Source organism: Desulfomonile tiedjei DSM 6799 (assembly GCF_000266945.1).
GTDB classification, from domain to species: domain Bacteria; phylum Desulfobacterota; class Desulfomonilia; order Desulfomonilales; family Desulfomonilaceae; genus Desulfomonile; species Desulfomonile tiedjei.
Genome location: NC_018025.1, coordinates 4031955 through 4054558, shown reverse-complemented (window position 1 = coordinate 4054558; position 22604 = coordinate 4031955). Strand labels below are relative to the sequence as shown.

Below are 22604 nucleotides of genomic sequence, written 5' to 3'. Positions count from 1 at the left end.
AAAATGGCGAAGATAAAGGAACCTCGTAATGTGACCGACATAGTGGCTTATCAACCGACGGCCGCCGTAACCGTATTACCGCCCGACTCAGGTGTGGTGGGCTCATTTCTGGAACAAACCGCCAATATGTTCAAGGCCAGAGCTATGCGGATGAACGGCCTTCTCAGAAGGATAGACGAAGCGGGACAACGGACTGAATCGCTTTTGCGAACTGCGGCGGAACGTATGGAGGCCGCAGAAGTCGCCCTGCAGGAGCAGTTCAACAGGGAAGGTTTGGTTCAGCCGAACGACACGGAGTCGGAAAACGGCGTCTGATAACGCTGGGTGCGTATCATATGAAATCATATAGAGACTCCAAGGTCTCTATTTCTCCGTGCAGTTCGGTTTGACGGTAGCATCGGAAGACATGAAATTCCCATGCAAGGACGGTGCCATGTAAATTCATCATTTGTTTTTCACCGTTCGGTACTTGCAATTTTTGGCCTTTCTGCCGTAATCATGCACCGAAACGCTTTTGCCGCAATTGCGTTCCAGCCCGTCAAGTATTCACAAAATCAGCCACTTATTCCAAATCCTATCCTTAACCTTCTGAACGATCATTTTGAAATTATCGGATACGTGCGGTGGGAACATTCGGAAAGAGTCGATATGAAATCGAGAGAAACCCGCAGCCACCAATCGGCACATCGGCTTCCTTTCAGGGAAAGCGATCTCCTGAACTCAACCCAAGGACGGCTGGCTGATCCTTCAGTCTTCATTAGGCAAAGGATAGGATAAAAATCCCGTGATGACCGTCCATCTGACTGAGGTCGGTCATGCCTTTTCCATCTTATTTTCGGCAAGTTGTGAACTTTACGACCAACCTGACCTTTGCATAGAAAGTATGATTGAGTCCATGGAGCGACATTTCGGCTCAGCTTTATCTTCTATTACCAAAGAGGTCGGTCGGTTGGTCATTAGTTCGAAATCATTGATGTACTTCCTAATAGTTTCGGTCATTCCACTTGGTCTCCTCGGCATTGGGTATTGTCCGAGAGGTCACGGTCCCGACCAAGGGATTTTCCGCATGGGACCAAACAAATAGGCGGGTCGGTCGCACACTTCTTCTTGGAATGCCAACAGGTTGCAAAAGAACTGACCGAGCGACACGTCAAAGCCGAAGAATAAATGGAGTAAGTATTCGCTCGCATTCTTTTATGCTTGCTTTATCTACGGGAAAGGTCGGTCGGTTGGTCATCTGATCAATATTATCAATAAAACCCGACTTGGCTTGGTCGGTCGGCTCGTGGGGGATGGTCGGCCCCGACTATTTCTCCTTCAGAAAGAGGTGGGGGGATATCCAACTACCTTGGGCCGAACGGCATTTTGTCCTCAATTCAAGGGGTCGTCAAATTGACGCCCCCTCCACACTCGGTAATCTGGAGATCGTGCCTTATGTTGCTCAACCGTCCTCAAATTGAGGACCCCTTCGGCTTCAGGCAAAGTTGGAATGCAGTGGATATCAGGTATTAGCGGCGATGGCCAAAACAAGGGGGGAACTTTTTGTTCCGACCTATCGACGCACCGAGGCTGCTCTGGTCTTCATCTGTATTCAAATTGAATACGGTTGACTGGTCACCTGGCCTCAGATTGAGGATGGTTGCTTTTCACAAATTCAATACGGTTTCGGCGTACTCGAATCGAATACACAGGCAATATTATTAGACAATCTTGCATATTTGTATATCCACGTCCAACGGAACCCTTAGTTTCCCCGAGGTGATCATCATCCTTTGCGTCAAATGCTTGACCTGCTCCGCTTCTTTTTCGGGGCACTCAACCCACAAGGCGTCGTGGATCATCATGACAATGCGGGCGTCCATACTGCGTCGTCGGAATATTCGGTCCAGTCGCAACATTGCCGTCTTAATCAAGTCTGCTTCGATCTGCTGGGGCCATGTAACCCTAAACTGCCGTTCCACCTCAAATGTGGGCCACCTTGGGAAATGACGTTCTCTGCCCGCAAGGCTCCGCACGATCCTTTGGTCTGAGGGGAGTTTCTTCATCTTCTTCCACTCCCGATCAAAGAATTCTTTCACTTTGGGAAACCTTCTGTAGAAGCCCTTAATATAAGATCGGGCCGTGTCCCCATTAATGAAATCCGTACTACCCTGATCCTGTCTCAGCTCGTTTATCTTCGTGCAAAGCCCCGGCGCTCCCATCCCGAAACAGATTGCAAAGTTGATCTCCTTTGCTACGGAACGATCATTGAGGCCCAGGCGCTCGGATGTTTCCATATGTACATCTCCGTTCGGATCTCGAAATATACGCATCAGCTCAGGATCTTCGGAAAGGTGAGCGATGATCCTCATTTGAGCCTGCGAATAGTCGGCTTTGATCAGAGCGTGGCCTGATTTTGGGACAAAGAGTCCCCTCAATCTGCGGCTCACGTTTTGTACGGCTGGGCTGCGAGCATAAATGCGGGAAGTAGCCGAACGTGTTTGGCCCCATGTGGGATGTATGCGGCTATGGCCCGCCCATCGACGGAGGAACCCCAAATCCTCACCCCTGTTCCACCAGCTCAGCATCTTCCTTATGAGCGGGTCACTATGGGCGATCTGCCCCAGAGGCTTCTTCAACCCACGCTTGACTTGAGCGGGAGCCAATCGGACCGGCACGCCTTTGGCGGTTAAGAAGTCGTAAACAGACTCATTCGAAGACAGATCTACAGATTCACCGCCAGTGATGTCGGCGGCCAGAGCAGCCATTCCACGTTCCGTCTCTATTATCAGTTCCCCGCATTTTTCGCCGTCGAATCCGATCCCGACCCGTCGCATGTTGTCCAATAGCGGCATGAGCGGCAACTCTATCTGATTATAGAGCTTTTGGAGATCATGAGACATAAGGGTAGGCAGTTTCTCGGCCAATTCGAAGATCAGGCCCGCATCATAGGCAAGCATCTCGGCGGCGAGATCCCATGAAGCCTTATCATAAATGTCCGTAATCCTGTAAGGATAATCACGGCCAAGATACCGATGCGCTACATGGGCAAAGGTCAACTTTTCCTGTACCTGATTGTCCCCGAACTTAACTTCCTGCGATGAGTCGGGATCAAGCAGGTACGCCATCAAGCGAGTGTCTTGTATTCCTTTGAGGTTCAAAGCGTTGGGAGCTTCTTCGACCGAGTTTAAGCCCATTTCGTCAAGGAACTCCCAAATCCTCTTGAGCCCGTGAAAGGCAGTTGTTTCGATATCGAAACGACTGTGCCCATCGACACGGTACATTGATGTACACAAGGACTTGAATTCATTAATCCCCAGCTCCAAACAATGGGCTTCAGTATCCGATAGAGCAAAGCCGATCAGTACTCGGTCCTTCATGAATACGGGAGCCGTCAGAGCCACGGTACTGCTGGACTCTAAATTCGAGATAAGATGTTCGGGAGCCGTAAACCTAGTCATAAAACCGTTCTCATAATCGGGGATTCATAACCCTGTGCTTAAACAGGGGAATAATTATACAGGAATTCTCTTGAATAATAATATAAAGTTCGTGAGGGTAGTGAGGAGTAGCGCAGGGGAGCAGAGAGGGAGTAGAGAATATAGCTATAGTTATTAATAGGTATGTAAATCCCCAACCCACCGAAATACTATCATAAAATGGTCAAGGGTGACAAGTTGCAGTATCCGCTTAGTATTTCACTTTCGTGATAGTTATCTGTTTGATTTTAGCCACTGTTTTTCGTGAAGTCTCTATGAGCTTCAGTTTCATGAGAATTTGACGGTAATTCTGCGCAGTCGTCTTCGTGACCCCAATGGCCTGCCCAAGCTCTGCATCGCTTACGTTCAGCTTCGGTCCACGAGTGTCCTGAGCCAATTCTTCTTGGCGGATCAACAGCCATACATATGCCTTTGCGGCTGGGCCTTTGATCTTGTGTAGATGGGATGCGGCCTTGTCGGCAATGAAAGCGTGATCGCCGTCAAACAGCCTGCGGTGCCATTCTACCACTGGGCTTCCCGTGATGAGAGAATGAAGGCGGCTGATCATCTCTTTTACCTGATGAGTCCGCATGTTCTCGTAATTCTTTATTAAAGCGTAAAATCCGTCTTTGGCCACCTTTCTCCGCCATCGTGAGCTAACCCTTTTTCCCGTGCTCTTCAAATCACCGAGCTTCACCTCGAACCATTTCGCAACTTGAGACTTACCCGTGACGGCGGGAATCTTTTCAAAGACGGTCATAAGACCGTAGATGTCTACGTGGTTTATACGATGTGGGTTCCCCCGGTGCATGTCACACCAAGTCCGCTGACAAAGCACGGATCTACAGGAAAATCCGATCTGCCAATCAAAGATTCCCATGCGGATGGCCCGCTCGTACCATTTTGAAGTGTCCTTGACCTCATAAAAGTCTGGCCCCGATTCGGCTTCTACACGCCCGTACCGCATCGGATCTTGGAATTCGGGCACCAGACAATCGAAGAACAGCGTGGGGCCTTGAAGAATCTTATGTTCGGCGTATCGCTCTCGGAGAAAGTCCTTGGTGCTGGCGAAGAACTTCCAATGCTTCAAGTAATGGGGATTCGTGAGGCCCTTCTCATCGAACTTCTGCACGTCGGGTTCCCACGTGTCAGGCTTGGGCTGCTGGTCGGGAACGAAAACGGAAAAGCGTAGGCCGTACTCGTGCCAAGCTCGTATGAATTCATCGGGATCGAGAGCCGAATCTTTAAAATCTTCCATGCGGTGACTCCATAGGATCGATCATGGACAATCTTACCACTTCGGGCCGACCAGTGAAACGGGATTCCGATATGCTTGAGGCTGGTTCTTAAGACGCCCTGAGAACAATTCTGAGCGATTTTCTTGAAGCGGCAATAGTCGAGCATACCCGTTTCGTGAGATTATTAAATAATAAGTAGAAGTTGCCGAATGTATTCACATTGTCAAGGACTTATGAACATTGCCGTTCGGATTCTTCCCACTTCAGGAGTGTCCGCAAAAGAAAATGGACGGGAAGGCACCTGGGAGGCGATTTGAGCGATTTTGGGATATTGCAGAAGTAATCTCGTGACCACCGCCTTCTTCAAATAAAGGTTGGTCGCAGGGAGTTGGTCAGGGGGTTGATGAGTCCAGATGCGGGTTTTCAACAAGGTCCGACCGACGACCGACCTCTTGCTCATGAAAAACTGAGAATTCAAGTGACGGTAATGAAGCCGCCCGATGCTCACGGAAAGGTGAGTATGTTTAATAAATGTTCATTTATTATGTATAACATATATTTTAGCGAATACAAAAACTGACATTATGCACAAAAAAATGAGGAACCTTTTCGCAACTCAGGATACATAACACACATAACGACGCTGGCACGTTATACGACAACTAAATACGACCAAAAGTATACCGATAGACTTCATAATCCGCAGAATTCCTTTCATTAGCGCATTCAGATTCTTCGTTTTAAATCGTTCCTGATCGGGCCTTCAGGTGACATGTCCTTGAAGGCCGCTTCACTTCACATCAACTCAAGCTCAAAATAATTTCACAATTTTGACGTGCAACGGCATTAATCAAAAACGAGTGCTGCTTGGGCTCTTTCTCAAGACATCGGACGGCACTCAGAAGGAAAACGACAGTAATGAAGAAGAAAGACAAATTATTTGGACGCACCGATTACCGGATAACGGATGTGAACTTGCTGATAGTTATGGGAGCTATTCCAACGGAATTCGTGGAATTTCATCCTAACACGGGAATAACGGTTGACTATTTCATCGCATCATTTATGGAGCATTTCCCGAAGAAAGAATTGGGCGAAGATTGGATGGAAATATTTGGTAATTCAATACAATATGCATGCGATCGCATCGGATTAGATATCGCCCCTAGAGAAGATGTTCGGGTATTGGATGATAGCCAGCTTTGCGCCTCGTTTTGTCCCACGGGAAAACTTGGCTCCGAATTGAATATGAACAAGAGTGAGCTGGAGAATCTCCTACATTCGGCCTATGTCCAAAATCCCGATCTCAGAGGCTTTTTGATGTACGTCCCTGCAAAAGGCTACGTTGTTTCCTCATTCTTTTACAATCAGTTGAGGAAAGCGGGCCTCAGCCTCGATAAGTTTCTGAAGAATATCGTAGGCGGGAAAACAAAGTTCAGCGTGAACTGATGCAACGGTGGACTTCTGAGCGGCCATTGATTATTTGAGGCCGCCGCTTCGCTTCCTACTGCCTCCGACAGGAAGCGGAGCACAAGGTGGGTCTTATGATCCGCACCAAAGCAGGAGAAACTCCTGCGGGTACACATGGAGGTCCTGATAGTTGTCAGGAAAGGAACTACTAACCGCTGCCGAGGCAGCCGAGAGGCTCAGAATTGAGAAGAGGACGTTGTTGAAATGGGCGAGAGAGAATAAGATTGAAAGCGTGAAATTGTCGAGAAAGGTGGTATTATTCACCGCCGACGCCGTGGATGATTTCGTGGAGGGCAAGTCGAAAAAGATCGAGCCCATCCCCGTGAATCATCAAGAGGCTGGCAGAAGGACAGCCAGCCCGATCCCGAAAAAGAAGGGAGGCGATAAAAAGAGTTTAGGGGAATTGTGGAAAGACCTTCGCAAGGAGGTCAAACAGTGGCAATAAAAAACGAGAATGGACGCTTCGTGATTTACTTTCAGTGGAAAAAGGAGCGCTTGGAGACGGTATCCGAGGCGAAAAACCTGGCCGAAGCCAAGAGGATTGAAAAAGACGTGAAAAGCGCTTTCAGAGTCTATCGTTTTGATAGCTTAGATGAAGCCGCAAAAGCTTGGGTCATCCGCACCCATGAGAACAAGGGCTGGGCTTTGCCATCAGAATTGGCTCGGCCTCTGCCTGGAGAAGATCTCACGCTTATGCAAGCAATTACGGCTTATCTGGAAGCCGACACACGGCATCGCTCGGAGCGGAACCTATCAGCGATTGATCGTTTGGTCGAGCACTTCACGGACAATCCTCGGTTGAAAGACATACGAGTCCCCCAGGTGAGGGAATATCGAAGAGCTAGGCAGGAAAAAGTTGAGAATGGAACCGTCAACAGGGAACTTTCCGTCTTGTCTGGGGTAATGCGGTTGCAAGTGGAACTGGAGAATCTGGACTTCAACCCTTGTACGATGATCAAGCGACTGCCCGAAAACCAGCGAGATACCTATTTGTCTTGGAAGGACTTTAGTCGCCTGCTGGAGCACTCTGGGTGGATTCGGGACGTTCTTGAGATGATGTACTACACGGGCATGAGATTCGGAGAGGTCGTAAACCTGAGATGGGAAATGTACAAACCTGAACGTCGAATGTTGGTACTGCCCCCAGACGTGACCAAAGAGGGCAAGAGCGAAAGAAAAGTCAGGTTACGGCCTAAGAGAGTACCGTTGCGGAAGGAACCGCTTGAGCTTCTCGAAACTCTCAGACGTGGCGATGACGGAAAAGTGGTCCGAGCAATAGGACTGATCTTTGCCTATGGTGGACGATACAAGAAGCACCGTGGTCCGCAAAGTGATCCCATTGATCGTTTCATGGTGCGAAAGGCTTGGGACAATGCGATTAAGGCTACTGGTCTCAAGGGCCTTCAGAGACGTGATCTCAGGCATACATGGAAGACCAACGCCCAACGCTCGGGGATGGACCCGGCGGTGAGAAATCTTATCGTCGGCCACTCTGGGGAACGCTCCGTTCAAGATCGGTACATCAGGGTGTCTGACCAAGTGCTCTTGGATGCTGTGGACTCCATGACTTTCGACCACGGATGGACCGAACTGGACATTGCCGAAAAGGCCCATCCCGATAGTCTCCCGAAAAAAGTCACGGGAAAGTCACGGGAAAACTCGGAGGAAAGAAAAAAGGCCGTGGGGTGACACGACCTCATCTCAATGATTACAACTAGTTAACTGGTAGGCGGGAGAGGATTTGAACCTCCGACCCCTGCCGTGTGAAGGCTTACAACCAGCTAATCCCAGAGCCGTCTTGCCGAGATTCCCTTGTAAAATCAACATCTATCAAAATCCATCAAGGTCCGTCACTGACCATCGAGGGGCCAAAAGGGGCCAAAAAAGTGCCAAAAGATTTTGGTCGTAGACTGCCCTTCCTCGACGAGATCTGTCTGTTCTCTTCTGCACAATTTTCTTGACCTTCTCCTTGTTCCAGATCACATTCGGATAGTCTTCCTACGGCACCCCTTCAAAGAAACTGGCCTCATGACCTATCTTTCTTCAGGAGGCATGGATGAAGTGCATTTTCTGCAATATCGAAAAACCAGAAGACCAGTTCTCTACTGAGCACGTGTTTCCTATGGCCATCGGCGGCTCCTTTAAGATTGAAAAAAGTGTCTGCAGGGATTGCAACTCAGAACTAGGACAGAGGATCGATCCCGCAATAACTGATCATCCTCTGATACGATTGATCAGATCCCACTTAGGCTTGGTGGGACAAAAAGGCAACATAAGACCCTTCATTGGAGAGCTGGTGGAAAGCTCAACCGACAACAAAGAAGACATTAAGGTTAAACTGACATATGACAAAAGAGAAGGCGGCTTGCATCCACGAGTTGTTCCCAAAGAATGTGCCCCTCCAACAACAAATGACGGTGCCGAATGGCGGACATTTATCTACGATCCTGAAGATGTGGGCAGTATCGAGTCCCGAATCCGATCGTTTTACGAGAAGGAAGGTCTCCCCGCCCCGCCCCCTGAAGACATCTCGCATTTATGCGAATACCTCAGGGAACACCCAGATGGGGTTGAATGCCTGTTAACGAGCGATCGAAAAATCGGGTTTCGGGGCAGAATGGTGAAGGCCGAACCGAATCTGGTTGCACTTTCGGAAGACATCGATGCCGTGCATTGCAAGCGTGCTGTGGCCAAGATTGCTTATGAGTTAGCGTGTGAATGGCTTGGACGAGACTACATGGAGGACCCGTGTGGTGAAACACTCCGACGTTTCGTCATCGAGCCTTCGTCGGCATGCGAAGATGCTGTCAACAGCATAATCTCTTTGAGGCACATACCCGTCTTTGACGGGCCGCTTAGCGCTCTGGGATCCTCTCACATGGCCCGTATCTGCTATTCAGGAAATGATTTGGTTTGCGTAATAAAGATCTTTAATGTGATTGAGGCCTGCATAACGCTAACTCACAACCGTTCTGCTTATCAGGTCTTTATTCCACGCCGAGTCGATATAGACGCAAAGACAGGTAAGTGTTTGGCGACTCCCTTGCAAGGAGTAGTTTCAAGATCGGGTAATTAGGGTGAGAACCTCTGAAGAGGGCACAGGATTTGTGGTCATCCACTGGGCCATATATGCCCCACTCGGAATTCGGTCTCCCCAATTGAAACCAACTGGCGACGACGGACACCAGTTTCTACGGGCATTCTACTTGCAGAACCATTTTGAAAAATCGATCTTGGGACGTGGCTTATCTTCGGGCCAATAAGATTCAATCCCGAGTATCTGTTGCGGAGTCAACCCAGGGCGTACTGCCAGTTCTCCTTTATCATCGATATAACATGAGCTATAGTTTCGCCCTTTTTGTATTCTGGACGGTTAGATGGTGAGATAATCCTTGAAAAAATAAGGCGTTCCGCACATACCCGGTTTTGTGAAAGATTCTGGGAAGGAGGAACGCCAGTTGAAGAGATCTATACCAGATCCGTTCGGGATTGACGAGATTCATTTCAGAGCGTGTTTCAGCGCACCGAGTTTCCGTATCTTCGTTGCGCTGGTGGTCGGTTGGGTGCTCACTATGGGCAAGCACACTATCAGCCAGGTGATTCTGACCATGAGACTCCATGAATCCAAGCACTTCGCCAGCATCTACCGATTCCTCGGCAAGGGACGATGGGAGACTGACTTTGTCTCCTATTTCGTCTTCAGAATGTTGGTAGAAACGCTGATTGCAGAAGGGATCGAGATCCTTGTGGTGATTGACGACACCTTGAACAAGCACACTGGCAAGAAGATCTGTGGCGCGGGCTGGCAGCATGATGGTTCACTCCCAAAGCATACTAAGCAAAAGGGGTATGGAGTGTGCTTTGTCATCATAGGACTGGCGATTCGCCTTCCCGGCATCAGCGATCGCATGTTTTGTCTGCCATACGCTGCCCGCCTTTGGTGGCCGCCAAAGGCCAAGTTTAATCCCAAGAGCCTGCCCTACAAGACAAAACCCGAACTTGGATTGGATCTTATAAATCTGACTCATTCATGGCTCCAAGAGGGAGAAAGACTGAGAATTGTGTTCGACCTGGGATACTGCTGCGATACCATCCTCAAAGCACGACCCAAGAATGTGCACATTACAGGGAGGCTGAGAAAGGATGCAGCTTTGTTCGCTGTGCTGGAACCTGCTCCATTTACAGTGATGGGCAGACCTCGCAAGAGAGGCGCTCGACTGCCCTCCCTGGAAACGATGTTCCAGGACCCCAATCTGGGGTGGAATGAGATTAGGGTCTTCTGCTATGGAAAACAAACTAAGCTCCTGATACATCAGTTCACGGCGCTATGGTATCATAGCGCAGGGCAACAGCCTCTTTCGATCGTGTTGTGCCATGACCCGGCCGGCCACCATGCCAATATGGTGTTTTTCGATACGGACCCTCAGGCTGCACCACAGCAGATTATCGAGCGCTACGCTGCACGCTTTAGCATTGAGATGACCAATCGAGAGACCAAGAACCTCCTGGGTGCGGCTGAACCTCAGTGTCGGAAAGAGACCTCGGTAACCCGTGCCCCTATGTTTGCTTACTGGGCCTACTGCTTTGTAGTGCTTTGGTTCGTTGGGCAATTCGTCACTGCAAAGAACCTCGTTGCCGACCCGGCTCCCTGGTACTGCCGGAAAAAGTCGTTCACCTTTTCAGACATGCTGGCAGCAGCTCGAAGGAGTCATTTCTCGCTGAGAATTTATTCGAAAGCCAGCCGAATCAATAAGTTCGAAAAACTCAACGGCCCGCGCTCCACGCGCGGACTCGACCATGCAAGAATCGCGAAACTATAGACATGAGGGAAGACACGGGAAATTAGGCTGGAATCGGTCCTCTGCAAAATGATTCTCGAACTGGTACATATCTGCTGAACCAATTGCGGATGGACCGAATAGACTGCTCGCAACCCATACCGCACTGACCCTTGTATGCTGCCTGCCACGAGCACGAAAAGCACCGTTGTATTTGGGCTGGAAATGGCTGAATTCCAGATCACCAATGACTCTACCTTCGTGTGGCACGACATTGAAAACATGTTTCACGGAGCCGTACAGGGCTTCGAAAACCGTTTCTGGCGTGACTAAGTGTTCTCTTACATTTATGGCTATTATGAATGGGTGGTTCAAGTATCCGTAATGAGAAGCCTTATCTTTGATGGCCTTTCGTATGTTTTCCGTATCATATACGGCTCTCGTAGAACCAGTTTCTTTCAATGAACGAGTGGGCTTTACCCAAAGTTCTTGTTCGGACCTCGATTCAAAATGGAAGGTCAGCCGCCAACCATGACCTTGAAAGGTCAATGGGCCAAAAGCTCGTGCAGAAGGCTCCGCCCTAAGTTCTAATAGCCGTTTCTCAACATACCGAGCAAGTCGTTTCGTTGAAGGCGTCCACTGTTTTGATGTAATCCGAAATTGATCTATGCATACTATAAAATCGGGGCATCTGAGCTGATCCAGCGTGGCTTTGATTTCTCTCTCGAACTCATCATACTGTTGAGCTCGGCCATCCGTCTGAACAGTGGCCTCGACATAGAATGAATAACCTGTGGAGTCGTTCGTCGCCAAGAAGTCGGGAGACGTGTCTTTGCCTTGAATATGGCCTATGTTTGGCTCAACCACCACGTTGCAGCCAAGTCTTCGGAGCAAAGTGTAGACGTACAGCTCGAAAAAGGCCTGCTGAAAGCTCGAACGCCGCAGACTAAGTTTGTGCTTCTGACCGTTCTGCTTTTCTCCACGCAAGCGTTTGCGCAGTGCTTCCTTGTTTTCGTCAGGGTAATCCGAGAACCAAGACTCAAGAAGATCTTTGACTCGAATCATTTCTGGACGACCAGAACCTTGAAGATAATCGAAACCCGACTCATTGTACAAAATGGTTCTGTCGCCAAGAGATTCAACCCCGTCAAACAGTCTCATTCTTGATTCGCACATTGTGTCCACAGCCTCACAGTTGGGGCAGAGATTTCACGGTCTTCATCGTTTCCAGGCTCACTGTAATAATCTTCCCAATCAGCTTCACAATGTACTGCGGGTCATCTGCTCGGTTCGGATCGTTGACAATGCCGCTCCTCTTGTCCGTGTGTACCTGGTACCTGTCAATGATCCATTCCAATGCAGAACGATTGCCAAGCCTGTATTCAAAGGCTTCTGGAGGAATGCCTGCAAGGGTAAGAAAGTCGTTATAGACAATGGCTGTTTTGTCCTTCGTCAGTTTCATCTTTTCCACCCGCCAGTTAAGGGTCTTGTCGGGATTCTCTATTTTCTCAAGAGGGTGTTCGGGCTGGGACTCGTAATTGATGTGCAAATCTGCCAGTCGTTCGCCTGCCGACACGAACGCACAGAACTGGTCAATGGTTTTCGGCGCAGGTATCCGTGGAAGCTCTCTTTTGAGATTGGCTTGGTATTTTTCCCGATATTCTGGAGAGTGAAGAGCAGCGTAAATGTAATGGAAGATTTGCCTCTTATTAACTTTGCCTTTTACAGATGATGAGAACTGTTCTGTTGCCCAATCTGTGATGTTCTCACGTCGATCCGACCCATCTTCCGAGTAAGTGAACAACGGGAAGACCTGATGAGGATCTCCAAAGAAATTCACGTCTGGGAAGCCATCGACCATCAGCACAGAAAATGCCTTACGTCCATAAGCGCCGACGCAAATAGCAAGGTTCTCAGTTTCCGTATGAGATGATGGAAAGACTATAGGCATTCGATAGCATCGTTCTGCGAGAATAGGATCGAGGTACAATCTCATCGAGGTGAACGGGCGATAATGAGCCTTACGAATGGACGTATCACGGAACTGAACAACCTTTCCCCTCTGCAAGGAGGTCTTGAGACCCTCGGACCAACTGATTTTGGACACGTCCTCCTCGACGAAGCTGTCCACGTCTGGCCTGGGAAAACTGCTGCTCCATCGAATTACGTGGTCATTGTAAGTCTCTATAATCCTGCGAATGTTTGCAGAAAGCCGTGTTTCGTCGAAATTGTAGACCCACGAGTCCCGATTTGTCTTTATGCCAGAACTGAACAGCTTGAAGAGGGAATTTCCCATTCCTGCTTTCGTCTCTTTTGTTCCCATGGGTAACAAATCAGGGAAGTCAGGCTGCATTCCGCTCGTGAGCCAAGAGTGTCTGCCGTCAGGAGACATCTCTTCCCACTTCACAGCTGAAAATGCTCCACAGGATTCCAGGAGGGAAAATTTCTGCTCCTTTTTCCAGAAATCATCTACACGAGAATAGAAGAATCTTCCGCTGCCGTGATTCTGCAAACGAACAAAAAGGTTAATACTAACACCAACCTGTATTCCAAAAACGTTATGCGTCGTTCCAGAAATCTTAGGGTTCTTTCGGACGTTCCCGCCAAGGTCAAGAACATAGATAAGATCGAAGTCTTCGAGCAGGTGCTTACGCATTCCATCGAAGCCGAAATCCGACACGAAGTTGCTGTTCGAGACAAAGGCTACGACTCCCTCTCTACTCTCAAGGATTTTATCTGACGCCCAACGTATAGCTTTCACGTATGGATCGGACAAGGCGTTCTTGTTGGTTGCCAAGCTATCTTTCGAATATGTCTCTGCGACCCTTTTGTCCATGGTCTTGTACTTACGATTCTTATTCTTGTCGTTTTCGTCTAATTGATGGGCATTGTACGGAGGGTTCCCAATAATAACAAATAGCTTGGTTTTTCTGAGCTTTTCTACCCGCTCGGTATTCTCCTGTGTGAACATGAAGGATAGTTGCTTGCTTTCCGCTAGCTCAAAGGTGTCCACAAGGCAGATACCCTCGAAAGGCTTGTATTCTCCCGTCCGTTCATAATACTCGTGTTCAATGTTCATGGATGCCACGTAATATGGGAGCAGCATCACCTCGTTGCAGTGCAATTCCTGGGAGTATTTCTGAGGCAGGGAAGTCTTCTTCATCTCCCGCATGATCCGTGTAACGAAATTCCCTGTGCCCACGAAGGGATCGATTATGTGCACCCCTTCGTCGCTCAGACTCTTCCCGAACTCTCTTTTCAGGATTTCCTCCACAGAGCGAACCATGAAATCTACAATGGGCTGCGGGGTGTACACGATACCGTGAGTGTCTGCCTGCTTGACAGCAAAACCCTGGAAGAACTTCTCATACACTGTGTTCAAGAAGGTCTGCTGTTGGCTGTAGTCATCAAGGGTCTCGGCCCTGCGTTCAAGCGCCCCATAGAAACGATCCAGCGGCCTCAGGAACTCTTCTCGACTAAATTTTCTTGATGTGAGAGCATGGATGACCCGTTCAATTTCCCGAGCAATGATGTTGCGGTCCGTGAATTCGGAGTTGTGAAAAACCTTGCGGAAGATTCTTTCCGTCAACAGGTGTTGAACAAGCATTTCTTCTACGGCGGCATCTGACAGGTTGGGATTGATGGACGAGCGGCACACTTCAGAAAAGCTGTTGAAAGCTTTCACAAAGCTTTTGTTGTCTTTGCGTTCGGTCTCGATGAGTTCGACCAGCTTGGCCGCACTTGCGGGTATGTCTTGCTTGAACTCCTCAACAGCTGCTTCCCAATCCCTTTGGCTCTGGGGCTGGTAAGCAAACAGTTCCTTTACGACATAGACCAGGGTATCAGGTTTGGTGATGTCTCCATCAAGTATTTGACGGGAATCTTGCCAAAGGATGGCCCTGTCGGGACTCTGGAAAACGATGTTGTTCCTGGGATAGCCTTTCTCGAATTTCTTCTGCACCTCTTTCGGGAGGTCATCCTGCGTATCCTTGGCCTCCCAATAAGCCTGCGGGATTTTGAAGCCGTCAACTGCCGCCCCGTCAACGCTGAGCGGTCTCTGGCCCTTCCTGAGGTATTTGTACTCGCCGACGAAAGTCCACTTGGTTTGTTTGCAACAATGCTCCAAGAGCCTTTGGAACGCAGCACGGACAGCCGTTTCATGGATAACCCCGAGGCGGTGAAATTCTTCGAGCCCTGCGTAGTATTCCTTCACGGCTTTGTGGTTCGTTTTGAGATCGAGCGTCGGCATAGACAGGCAGTCTCCCTTAATTTCTGCATCTCAGGAACGGAGAATACGTCCATTGGCTGGAAATAACAAGCTATTTGTTCGTTCCGTTGGCTCCTAGATTGATCGACCCCTGATTCGGAGCCGACGCAGAGAACAAACCCGCTGATGCCCACCATGGAACTCTGTCCACAGAAATTCCTGGCCCGTTTCTTCTTCGTGGCCGTGGTTCCACTTCGTGCTCAGGGGTTCCATGCAAGGATTATGCCAAGACCCCGATCGGTTGCATTTTAACATTCCGTACATGCGTATGTTCCAACGGTGGTCCCGAAATGTCCAGTAACCTCATCAAGATGGCAATCGCCGTGATTGACTCATTGACCATCACCATTGTCAACATAGCGGGAGAGGAGGTGACTCGGGTTTTTGATTGCAGGGCAGTCCAAAAGAAGCAGCTCTGCGAATTATTTCTTTACATGCTTCTTTGCTGTGGAGGATTTCGGCATTCATATCAAAAAGATCATTACGTGCAATGTTTTGTGAAGATTTCTTTTTGTCATGCCCACTTGACACTGGTGGAGACGTGCATACCTTGATCACCATGTCACCGAAAGGCGGCGAACAATTTGTCAACCTCCACACGGAGGCTTGCATCCCCACGGCTGTCAGAGTGACCCGAAGGGATTACGAAGATGGCTCCGAGGATGCGGTGGAGGACGTCACAACTAGCGTCTGGGCTGATAACGGCTTGATCCGTGTCAGCTTCGGACATTCAACAAAGGAGTTTTATATGTAATTATTGGAGTTTTGCAATGAAAAATACAACCACTGAGGGTAACCCTGAGAATCCGCAATCCGATTCTTCTGTGTTGATCGACATCGACGGGATTGTCAAAGGAATAAACCTTCGGGCAGTCAATACCGTTGAAGTCGGAAAGATGGAAATCGGCGAGTACATACTCGATGAGCTTTTTCAGGGTAGATTGGGTGATGCGGTTTCTCGAAATCCGTACAAGAGTCAGTCGCTGGTGGATGTCAGTAAGCATCCCGACCTGATGGTCGATAGGAGGACTCTCGGCGGGTGGGTGAGAGCTGCGGATCTCAAGCGAACCCTCACTGATCTCAAGGCGGATTGCTCCAACCTCACTCTTTCTCATTACGCACTGTTGTTGCGGGTGACCGATGAAAAGACCCGCAACGATCTTGCGGAAAAGGCCAGCAAGGGGGCCTGGTCGGTAAGGAGACTTACCGAAAAAGTCTATGAGACGAAGAAGGCCAAGGTGTATGGCGGAAGAATGAAAGACTTGAGGAAAATGTTGGAGAATCCCTTGGCTTACTATGGTGATGAGGAAGCCAAAAAGATGCTGATGGATTCCATCCTCCTTCAGGAAGAACTGGAATCCGAGGATCGGATAAGGCTCATCAAAACCATCGACAAGACGAGGCCGAGGCTCATGGAGCAGCTTGACCTCCTCGATGCAGCCAAGAAGCGCCTTGTACGTATTGAATTGAGTGAACCCGAGCCCGAAATGGCGTAAGGTTTCCGACCCGTGCCCCAAAGCCTCCTTGGGGCACGTTTTTATCCCCAAAAGCCCTCCAGAACCTCGGAGTAGCATGCCAGACGTCGGGCATGTTCAAAAATCAGGCTCAGAACAACCTCATGATAAGTTCTAAATAAGGCCCTGAAATCGTCTGCCATTGTGCCCATGCATCCAAACTTCTTGCGACTGCAATGAGTTCGGGACCAACCGAATTTTGTGCTCCCGTCGATATCCGTTCCACAGTTTTACCAGTAAATAAGCGCCTTTATAGCCTTGTCCAACATGCCAGACGTCTAGCATGTTCGAGAATTGGTCTCGATACGGCCCCATGATCACTGCTAAACACCTTATTGAAGTCATCACTGTTTCCGTATGATCGACGACAATTGGACTTGAGCGGCAGCGACAATTACCCTTGTGCGCACGCCAGGGTTTGTCTGGCTTATGCCTGTCCCTCGTTTCTCGTACAGATTCCTCTTCATTCTTTCCCGTGGCAATCCCTCTCACTATTCTCATGGTAGCTCTATTCTACTAAATTCTTGACCAATTGGCATCTTACCTGGTAATCTCCTACCACAGCAGTAATTTGGATATCCCCAAGCTTTTGGTGGGCTATTGAAAGAGGCACCGCACTCGATCAAAGCCATAGGGAGGAGATGAATGAAGGAAAAGAAATCAGCCCAATCTGGAAAGTCGAGAAAACCCCTTGATGAACCGCCATTACCAGAGTGGTTACTGGACGAAACCGCAACGCTGAAAGAGATCATTGAATGGTGGAAGGCCAGGGAAGCGACTACGCTGAACGCAATTGAGCGCAGGCCCGTGTTCCTCGGAAAAACGAAGAACTCGGGAATCAGAGTGAATGAAATCATCCTGGACCGAGCCATGAATAAGGCAAGGCAGGAACGGTTGCGCACAGGAGGAAATCTTTCCCAGCTAGTGGAATGGCTCCTGTGGATCTATATCGGAAGCCCTGACGATGTAGTGGAGCAATTGAAGCGAAGCGATTGAAGAATTATTAAATTGGTATCCTGATACCACATAGCGCTTGACATCTGAACATGGGTGTGGTCTAATGTTACCACATCAGTTTCATCGAGGGTGCGGGTTCAGATGTCTGCAAAAAGACGATTTCCAAGCAATGACGAGTCAGCCGCCAAATCTTGCTCTGCTCCCCCCTCGACTTGGCCTGAACCAGAAGATATCGAAATCCTGAAAAAGATCGTCCGAGAGTACAAGGGTCAACGGATCGATTTCTCCATCCTCCCCCATCGCCCCAGATTCAAATATCCCCGTGTGAATAGCGGCATGACGTGTAATGCCGAGATCCGAAGGCGGGCATTGGCGAAAGCAAAAAGTGACCCTGATGGAACGGGGGGGAGCCTCAGTTCTTTGATAGAGCTGCTGCTTTGGAAGTACCTTGGGTGTCCACCTGATGTGGTGGAAACGGGGCCGAAGAGATGATCACCAAATCACCGAGCCATTCTCATGTGGCGCTGTATAACGACTCGCACCTAAGTTCTGGGAAGTGATTGCTCAAATTCCCTCTGTGCAGGACATTGAGCACTAACAAGAAAACAAATGGGGGTTTAGATGAGAAAGGTTATCCTGATCGTCGTTCTTTTCTTGGGAGCGTTGGTAATGTGCGGAAGAGGCGAAAAGGAAGCTCAGAAAGCGACAAGCACGGAAAATAAGGGTAAAAATGCCCCGTATGCTTGGGAGAGCAAACCATTGGTGAACAAAAAGCTTGGTATTGCGTCACCAACAGATGATCCTCGTCCGAATTCTTCAACACAGTTCCGTGGATGCCTTTTCGGAGAAGGGACCCTCATATTTAGGCGGGAAGAATTCTGCCGCGTCATAGCGAAGGCAATCGCAAGAGGGAAGGACTGGGGTAAACTCGTTTACGCTGCACCATCAGGAGAAATCCTGCAGCTGCAAAAGCAAGATATAACGGGAACGACCACCCTGTCATACGAATTAATGGGATTCAAGATATTTCAAGTCAAGCCAAATCCGCCCTACAACCTGGAAGTCGGTGAGACTATTTGGGTCTGTAATGCCAAAGAAATCTGCAATGGTGGATGCCCGTAACGGAACACGATTTCCCAGCCAAATAACCTGTGTGCTCAAAATGAAGCATAACGAGGTTCAAGAATGAGAAGATTTCGAGATAGTGACGGCAAACGGCGCATCACAGCATGGTGCATTCTGGTATGGTTGGGGCTGCTCCTAACCGTCTCCAGTGCCGAAGCAAAAACAACTATCACACGAGAATACGCCAGATTGAAGATCGGATACCTCTTAGCCATCCTCTTAGCCTTCGCTGCATATTCTACTGGCATGGTTCAGGCCCATAACCATGACGGACTTGAGCCCTCGGTTAGCACCTGCACCAATGCACAGGATTCTGCTTCCCCTTGGCAGACTGTCGAAATGGTCTGTTGCCACTGCTACAGCACCAAATCAGATGGCACCAGATTCTACCACGGCGTCCTGGAAGCAGGTTTTTGCAGATCACAGCGTGGATATTGTGAAGGCTATGCCAAATGCTTCCCCTGAGTCAAAGTTCGGGGGTGACGAGACAACAATGAGTGCGACAGCGTAGACAATCGCTTTGAATCGTTATGCAATGGAAGGGAGGGAATCGAGACATGAAAGGACTGTTGATGATCTTAGCGTTGTTAATGGCTATTCTCGTCTGTGGATGTGACAAAAAATCATCGGGCGGATCTGCCAGAGTAGAAGGTTATATTGATTGCAAAGAGCGGTGCAAAGATCAGGCAATGGGAAAATCAGGAACACCTTTTTTTGGGTATTTCCTTGAGGGTCAATATAACGAATGTATAAAAAAATGTCAGTAATTCGACGTCCTGCAAAACTCCAAAAGATTTCGTAGGACCTAATAAAATGGTCTTTTCGCCTTAGCGGAAACGGATAGGCTCTGCTGAGATTTGCTAGGCGGGGACTGTATGAAGTCCTTAGTGATTTGGATCGGTGAGGAATTTAAGAAGGCCAGGAGCTGTTTTTTTGGGTCCCATCCAGGATTTTGGAAAACAGTAAAGGGGGTGGGGGTCGTTCTTGCAGTCCCTGCCTGCAAAATCTCCCATCTGCATACGTTCGGGATGTGTAAGAATAGCAAGACATTCGTGTCTGGGCGGGGAAATAGAGACCTTCGGTCTCTATAGAATTTGACATGATTGAAATGCAGAATATCTGGTTATGGCTGTTTCAGCCTTCCGCCTCCTGGTCTTCATCGTTCCCAGGCAACAGTCCCTCACTCCTGAACTGAGCACCAAGCGCAGCTTCTGCGGACTCCATTCTTTCCGCAGCCTGCCGTAACAATTGCTCAGTCCTTTGGCCTGACTCATTGATGCGCTTGAGCAAGCCGCTCATCCTCATAGCTCGGGCCTTGAGCATGTTGCGGGTATCATCGAGGAACTGTCCTACCACTCCTGAGTCAGGAGGAAGCACGGTGACATTGGCTGTGGGTTGAAACGCAACGATGTCGGTGACGCTGCGACTGTCTTTCTTGGCCATGTTGTCCTCCTTCACCATTCCTTGCACCATATTTGGTACCCGCAAGAACTACACAGATAGCCTGGGTTCGGATAGAAGATCGACGAGCGGATCGCCTTCCATATCCTGGCCACAATCTTCAGGAATCGTTCACGGTCATGATCACGGATTTTCACAGGACACAGGACGAAATCGGGCTTTGCAGTTTTGATCAGGTACTCAAACCTGTAATCAAGCTGATTCGGCTCGTATCCCAGGACTGACGCCCCCATGCTGTAGGCTACAAGCTGCATGGGATTGAGATCACCATTAGGCTTGCGTGAACTGGTCTTATAGTCTATCAGCGCCGTGGACCCGTCCTTTCCAATGATGGCATCGATGTACCCCACAAACGGAGGCAGAGGGCCGCAGCATGCCACTTCTATCCTGTCGTTCAGATCGATGGAAAACGACTCCTCTACGGCTATCACCTCGGATGCAGGGTCATAGTGATCCACGAACAGGGAGAACAGCTCTTGCGCTTTGGTTTGAAGCCCATTCTCTGTTTCTCTACCCGAGTAACGGACTGGCGGTCCACCAAAGCCTGTCCATTCACTGCGAAAAACATCGGCCAATTGGTCAGCCCTAAGCGGGTCTGCTTCCAAAACACTTTGCAGATACGCTTGTATACCCGAATGTATGGATGACCCGAACACCAGGGCTGAAGAAGTGAACTCGGGTTCCAGGTTTTCTATGTAGGAGAACCGATATTTCAGACTGCACTGCGTGTAGCAGCTGAGCTGTGAATGCGAGAAGTGATCGTAATCGAATGCGGGTTTCATCTTTTCCTCCTTCCCCCCCGCAGTTCACGGGTTCGATTGCGCCAATAATTCCGTTGGTGGATGAGACGGCGGAGTTCACGAACAAGCCTTCTGTTTCTGGGCCTGGGCTTCTGCGGCTGAAGAAATGACGTCAATCTGAACATGGGTCTTCTCCTTTTGTGTAGCAGGACGGGTACGCAGCTGTAGCGCCCCGCCCCCTGGTTTGCCTTTGATTGTGATTATGGGATTTGTTTACGCTGCGGCTTCGGTCTGCAAAGCGCCGATCAATTTGCTGGCTGCTTCTCGGGGCAGGTCTTCAAAGCGGGAGACCTGGAATGGTGCGAGCATTTGGGCAATGTCGTCATCGTGATAGTTTGCCCTTTTACTGAGAGCGAAAAGAGCTCTCACCTGCGCTTGAGTGACCCGACCGTTGCCGCAACGTTGCGGCGTATCTCCGTTTCCCTGGGCAGGTGCATCTGCAGTGCCACTCGATGCTTTCGCTTCGGGTTTGCCGTTGCCATTGCCTTCAGGGAACACTGATTGTAGCGCTTTGCTTGTGGTTTGCTCATTGTGAGATTCTGTGGCGGTGGTGTGTGAGATTTCTTCTGCTGATGTGTACTCAACGCCTATCCCGCCGAAGCGCAGCGCCCTTGCTATGGCCCTGGTCTCAGCCAATTCAACCAGGGAGTCTGCCAGCCTCGCATCTCTTTGGCCTGATGCCGTTCCTGTGCCGTTGAACTTTCCCCTCTGGCTTTCAATGGCTGCCTTTACGACCACGAAGTCAGGCTCCAACCTGACAATATCGGTCTGGATGCTGAGGTTATCGTTGCTTTCGTGGAGAATCCGCAAGCGCCCGCCAATGATCGGGAATATTCTGGTTTGCCATTCTTGGCCGACTTTGACCTTTCGGCTTACCAGTTCGTCCTCTCTGAACTGCCCATTTCCATTTGTGGCCATAGTGGTGCTCCTTTTGTGAAGTATTCTGTTTCTCTTTAGATTTAAGGCGTGCGTGCGTCATATCCTCTTCAGAGCTTGGTATCCTCCGATGGCCACCGCCGCCGCATCGTCTATGGGACCAGGAATGGGGTTAAAGATGATGTAGAGCAGGACTAGCAGGATAATCCAGCCGATTCCCGAGCCATCGTGTTGACGCTGATAGTTCATGGCAACCTCCTTTCGTACGCACTTCTCTTTGATCAGGTCTATCCCTCTTGGGGGAGACCCCACTAACCCTTAGATAAAATATGATCTTGAGGGGATAATGATGGTGCGGGATGCGAGGGAAAGGAATATTGAGAATTCATCCTGTTACAACCATCGCCCCTAGAAGAACGTGGTTCAGAATGGCTCTCGTTGATTCATTGAGCGTTTCTCAGCAATGAGTCATCCAAACTTTCGGTGCTTGGATCGGATCGGAATCGGAAACTACTCGGCATAGCAGTGGTTCCACGAATCGGGGTTCGACCTTATATATGCGGCGGAAATACCACTTTGCCAGAATGGTAATCCCGTTCTTTTCGTTAACGGTAGTCGGTTCCTGAATTCTTCTCCTCGACCACCATTGGCGGGGTATTG

The 22604-nt window shown here is 49.3% G+C and carries 19 protein-coding genes; 11 read left to right on the top strand and 8 right to left on the bottom strand.

What is annotated here, in order from left to right; genetic code table 11:
• Window positions 1–3: 3 nt before the first annotated feature.
• Window positions 4–315, top strand: a complete 312-nt coding sequence (locus DESTI_RS17215) for a hypothetical protein (RefSeq protein ID WP_014811247.1) — start codon at window positions 4–6, stop codon at window positions 313–315.
• A 1385-nt stretch (window positions 316–1700) separates the two neighbouring features.
• Here DESTI_RS17215 and DESTI_RS17205 read toward each other — a convergent pair.
• Both DESTI_RS17205 and DESTI_RS17200 read right to left on the bottom strand, forming a co-directional pair.
• A complete protein-coding gene (locus DESTI_RS17205) occupies window positions 1701–3440 on the bottom strand; it encodes a DNA polymerase (protein WP_041286281.1) in 1740 nt (579 codons plus the stop codon).
• A gap of 229 nt (window positions 3441–3669) precedes the next feature.
• Window positions 3670–4716, bottom strand: coding sequence for a hypothetical protein (locus tag DESTI_RS17200; RefSeq protein ID WP_014811245.1), 1047 nt, complete (start codon window positions 4714–4716; stop codon window positions 3670–3672).
• Window positions 4717–5614: 898 nt separating this feature from the next.
• Here DESTI_RS17200 and DESTI_RS17190 point away from each other — a divergent pair.
• From DESTI_RS17190 to DESTI_RS17165, 5 genes are all read left to right on the top strand, one after another.
• Window positions 5615–6145 carry a hypothetical protein gene (locus tag DESTI_RS17190; protein WP_014811243.1) on the top strand — a complete coding sequence of 177 codons (531 nt, stop codon included), beginning with the start codon at window positions 5615–5617 and terminating at the stop codon, window positions 6143–6145.
• 151 nt (window positions 6146–6296) lie between these two features.
• Window positions 6297–6611, top strand: a complete 315-nt coding sequence (locus tag DESTI_RS17185; protein ID WP_014811241.1) for a helix-turn-helix domain-containing protein — start codon at window positions 6297–6299, stop codon at window positions 6609–6611.
• The gene (locus DESTI_RS17180; RefSeq protein WP_014811240.1) at window positions 6602–7855 is read left to right on the top strand and encodes a tyrosine-type recombinase/integrase; all 1254 of its coding nucleotides are present in this window, start codon (window positions 6602–6604) and stop codon (window positions 7853–7855) included. The genes DESTI_RS17185 and DESTI_RS17180 overlap by 10 nt, the downstream gene beginning before the upstream one ends.
• Before the next feature lie 367 nt (window positions 7856–8222).
• The gene (locus DESTI_RS17170; protein WP_014811239.1) at window positions 8223–9242 is read left to right on the top strand and encodes an HNH endonuclease; all 1020 of its coding nucleotides are present in this window, start codon (window positions 8223–8225) and stop codon (window positions 9240–9242) included.
• 382 nt (window positions 9243–9624) lie between these two features.
• On the top strand, window positions 9625–10986 hold the full coding sequence (locus DESTI_RS17165; RefSeq protein WP_014808181.1) for an IS701 family transposase: 1362 nt from the start codon (window positions 9625–9627) through the stop codon (window positions 10984–10986).
• On the opposite strand, the gene DESTI_RS17160 is transcribed toward DESTI_RS17165, so the two are convergent.
• Together DESTI_RS17160 and DESTI_RS17155 are read right to left on the bottom strand one after the other, a co-directional pair.
• Window positions 10981–12009 carry a hypothetical protein gene (locus DESTI_RS17160; RefSeq protein ID WP_157212191.1) on the bottom strand — a complete coding sequence of 343 codons (1029 nt, stop codon included), beginning with the start codon at window positions 12007–12009 and terminating at the stop codon, window positions 10981–10983. The genes DESTI_RS17165 and DESTI_RS17160 overlap by 6 nt on opposite strands.
• 124 nt (window positions 12010–12133) lie before the next feature.
• On the bottom strand, window positions 12134–15193 hold the full coding sequence (locus tag DESTI_RS17155; RefSeq protein ID WP_014811237.1) for a type ISP restriction/modification enzyme: 3060 nt from the start codon (window positions 15191–15193) through the stop codon (window positions 12134–12136).
• A 308-nt stretch (window positions 15194–15501) separates the two neighbouring features.
• On the opposite strand from DESTI_RS17155, the gene DESTI_RS17150 reads away from it, so the two are divergent.
• The 5 genes from DESTI_RS17150 to DESTI_RS17115 all read left to right on the top strand — a co-directional run bounded on the left by DESTI_RS17150 (window position 15502) and on the right by DESTI_RS17115 (window position 19272).
• Window positions 15502–15765 carry a hypothetical protein gene (locus DESTI_RS17150; RefSeq protein ID WP_014811236.1) on the top strand — a complete coding sequence of 88 codons (264 nt, stop codon included), beginning with the start codon at window positions 15502–15504 and terminating at the stop codon, window positions 15763–15765.
• Window positions 15766–15981: 216 nt separating this feature from the next.
• Window positions 15982–16707 carry a DUF1016 domain-containing protein gene (locus DESTI_RS17140; protein WP_014811234.1) on the top strand — a complete coding sequence of 242 codons (726 nt, stop codon included), beginning with the start codon at window positions 15982–15984 and terminating at the stop codon, window positions 16705–16707.
• A gap of 663 nt (window positions 16708–17370) precedes the next feature.
• Window positions 17371–17721, top strand: a complete 351-nt coding sequence (locus tag DESTI_RS17130) for a hypothetical protein (RefSeq protein ID WP_014811232.1) — start codon at window positions 17371–17373, stop codon at window positions 17719–17721.
• A 582-nt stretch (window positions 17722–18303) separates the two neighbouring features.
• A complete protein-coding gene (locus DESTI_RS17120) occupies window positions 18304–18804 on the top strand; it encodes a hypothetical protein (RefSeq protein WP_014811230.1) in 501 nt (166 codons plus the stop codon).
• A 63-nt stretch (window positions 18805–18867) separates the two neighbouring features.
• Entirely contained in the window at window positions 18868–19272 is a 405-nt protein-coding gene (locus DESTI_RS17115; protein ID WP_014811229.1) for a hypothetical protein, read from the top strand.
• 669 nt (window positions 19273–19941) lie between these two features.
• On the opposite strand, the gene DESTI_RS17105 is transcribed toward DESTI_RS17115, so the two are convergent.
• The 4 genes from DESTI_RS17105 to DESTI_RS31095 all read right to left on the bottom strand — a co-directional run bounded on the left by DESTI_RS17105 (window position 19942) and on the right by DESTI_RS31095 (window position 22193).
• A complete protein-coding gene (locus DESTI_RS17105) occupies window positions 19942–20250 on the bottom strand; it encodes a hypothetical protein (protein ID WP_014811227.1) in 309 nt (102 codons plus the stop codon).
• A gap of 11 nt (window positions 20251–20261) precedes the next feature.
• A complete protein-coding gene (locus tag DESTI_RS17100; protein ID WP_014811226.1) occupies window positions 20262–21050 on the bottom strand; it encodes a RecB family exonuclease in 789 nt (262 codons plus the stop codon).
• Between the two features lie 231 nt (window positions 21051–21281).
• Complete coding sequence (locus DESTI_RS17095; RefSeq protein ID WP_014811225.1) at window positions 21282–21986, bottom strand: hypothetical protein; 705 nt, start codon at window positions 21984–21986, stop codon at window positions 21282–21284.
• Between the two features lie 57 nt (window positions 21987–22043).
• Entirely contained in the window at window positions 22044–22193 is a 150-nt protein-coding gene (locus tag DESTI_RS31095; RefSeq protein ID WP_014811224.1) for a hypothetical protein, read from the bottom strand.
• Window positions 22194–22604: the final 411 nt, after the last annotated feature.

Excerpts from the sequence above, each read along its gene's own strand:
- DESTI_RS17215 (WP_014811247.1), top strand. The coding sequence starts at position 4 with ATGGCGAAGATAAAGGAACCTCGTAATGTGACCGACATAGTGGCTTAT.
- DESTI_RS17205 (WP_041286281.1), bottom strand. The coding sequence starts at position 3,440 with ATGACTAGGTTTACGGCTCCCGAACATCTTATCTCGAATTTAGAGTCC.
- DESTI_RS17200 (WP_014811245.1), bottom strand. The coding sequence starts at position 4,716 with ATGGAAGATTTTAAAGATTCGGCTCTCGATCCCGATGAATTCATACGA.
- DESTI_RS17190 (WP_014811243.1), top strand. The coding sequence starts at position 5,615 with ATGAAGAAGAAAGACAAATTATTTGGACGCACCGATTACCGGATAACG.
- DESTI_RS17170 (WP_014811239.1), top strand. The coding sequence starts at position 8,223 with ATGAAGTGCATTTTCTGCAATATCGAAAAACCAGAAGACCAGTTCTCT.
- DESTI_RS17160 (WP_157212191.1), bottom strand. The coding sequence starts at position 12,009 with ATGATTCGAGTCAAAGATCTTCTTGAGTCTTGGTTCTCGGATTACCCT.
- DESTI_RS17155 (WP_014811237.1), bottom strand. The coding sequence starts at position 15,193 with ATGCCGACGCTCGATCTCAAAACGAACCACAAAGCCGTGAAGGAATAC.
- DESTI_RS17150 (WP_014811236.1), top strand. The coding sequence starts at position 15,502 with ATGTCCAGTAACCTCATCAAGATGGCAATCGCCGTGATTGACTCATTG.
- DESTI_RS17140 (WP_014811234.1), top strand. The coding sequence starts at position 15,982 with ATGAAAAATACAACCACTGAGGGTAACCCTGAGAATCCGCAATCCGAT.
- DESTI_RS17130 (WP_014811232.1), top strand. The coding sequence starts at position 17,371 with ATGAAGGAAAAGAAATCAGCCCAATCTGGAAAGTCGAGAAAACCCCTT.
- DESTI_RS17120 (WP_014811230.1), top strand. The coding sequence starts at position 18,304 with ATGAGAAAGGTTATCCTGATCGTCGTTCTTTTCTTGGGAGCGTTGGTA.
- DESTI_RS17115 (WP_014811229.1), top strand. The coding sequence starts at position 18,868 with ATGAGAAGATTTCGAGATAGTGACGGCAAACGGCGCATCACAGCATGG.
- DESTI_RS17105 (WP_014811227.1), bottom strand. The coding sequence starts at position 20,250 with ATGGCCAAGAAAGACAGTCGCAGCGTCACCGACATCGTTGCGTTTCAA.
- DESTI_RS17100 (WP_014811226.1), bottom strand. The coding sequence starts at position 21,050 with ATGAAACCCGCATTCGATTACGATCACTTCTCGCATTCACAGCTCAGC.
- DESTI_RS17095 (WP_014811225.1), bottom strand. The coding sequence starts at position 21,986 with ATGGCCACAAATGGAAATGGGCAGTTCAGAGAGGACGAACTGGTAAGC.
- DESTI_RS31095 (WP_014811224.1), bottom strand. The coding sequence starts at position 22,193 with ATGAACTATCAGCGTCAACACGATGGCTCGGGAATCGGCTGGATTATC.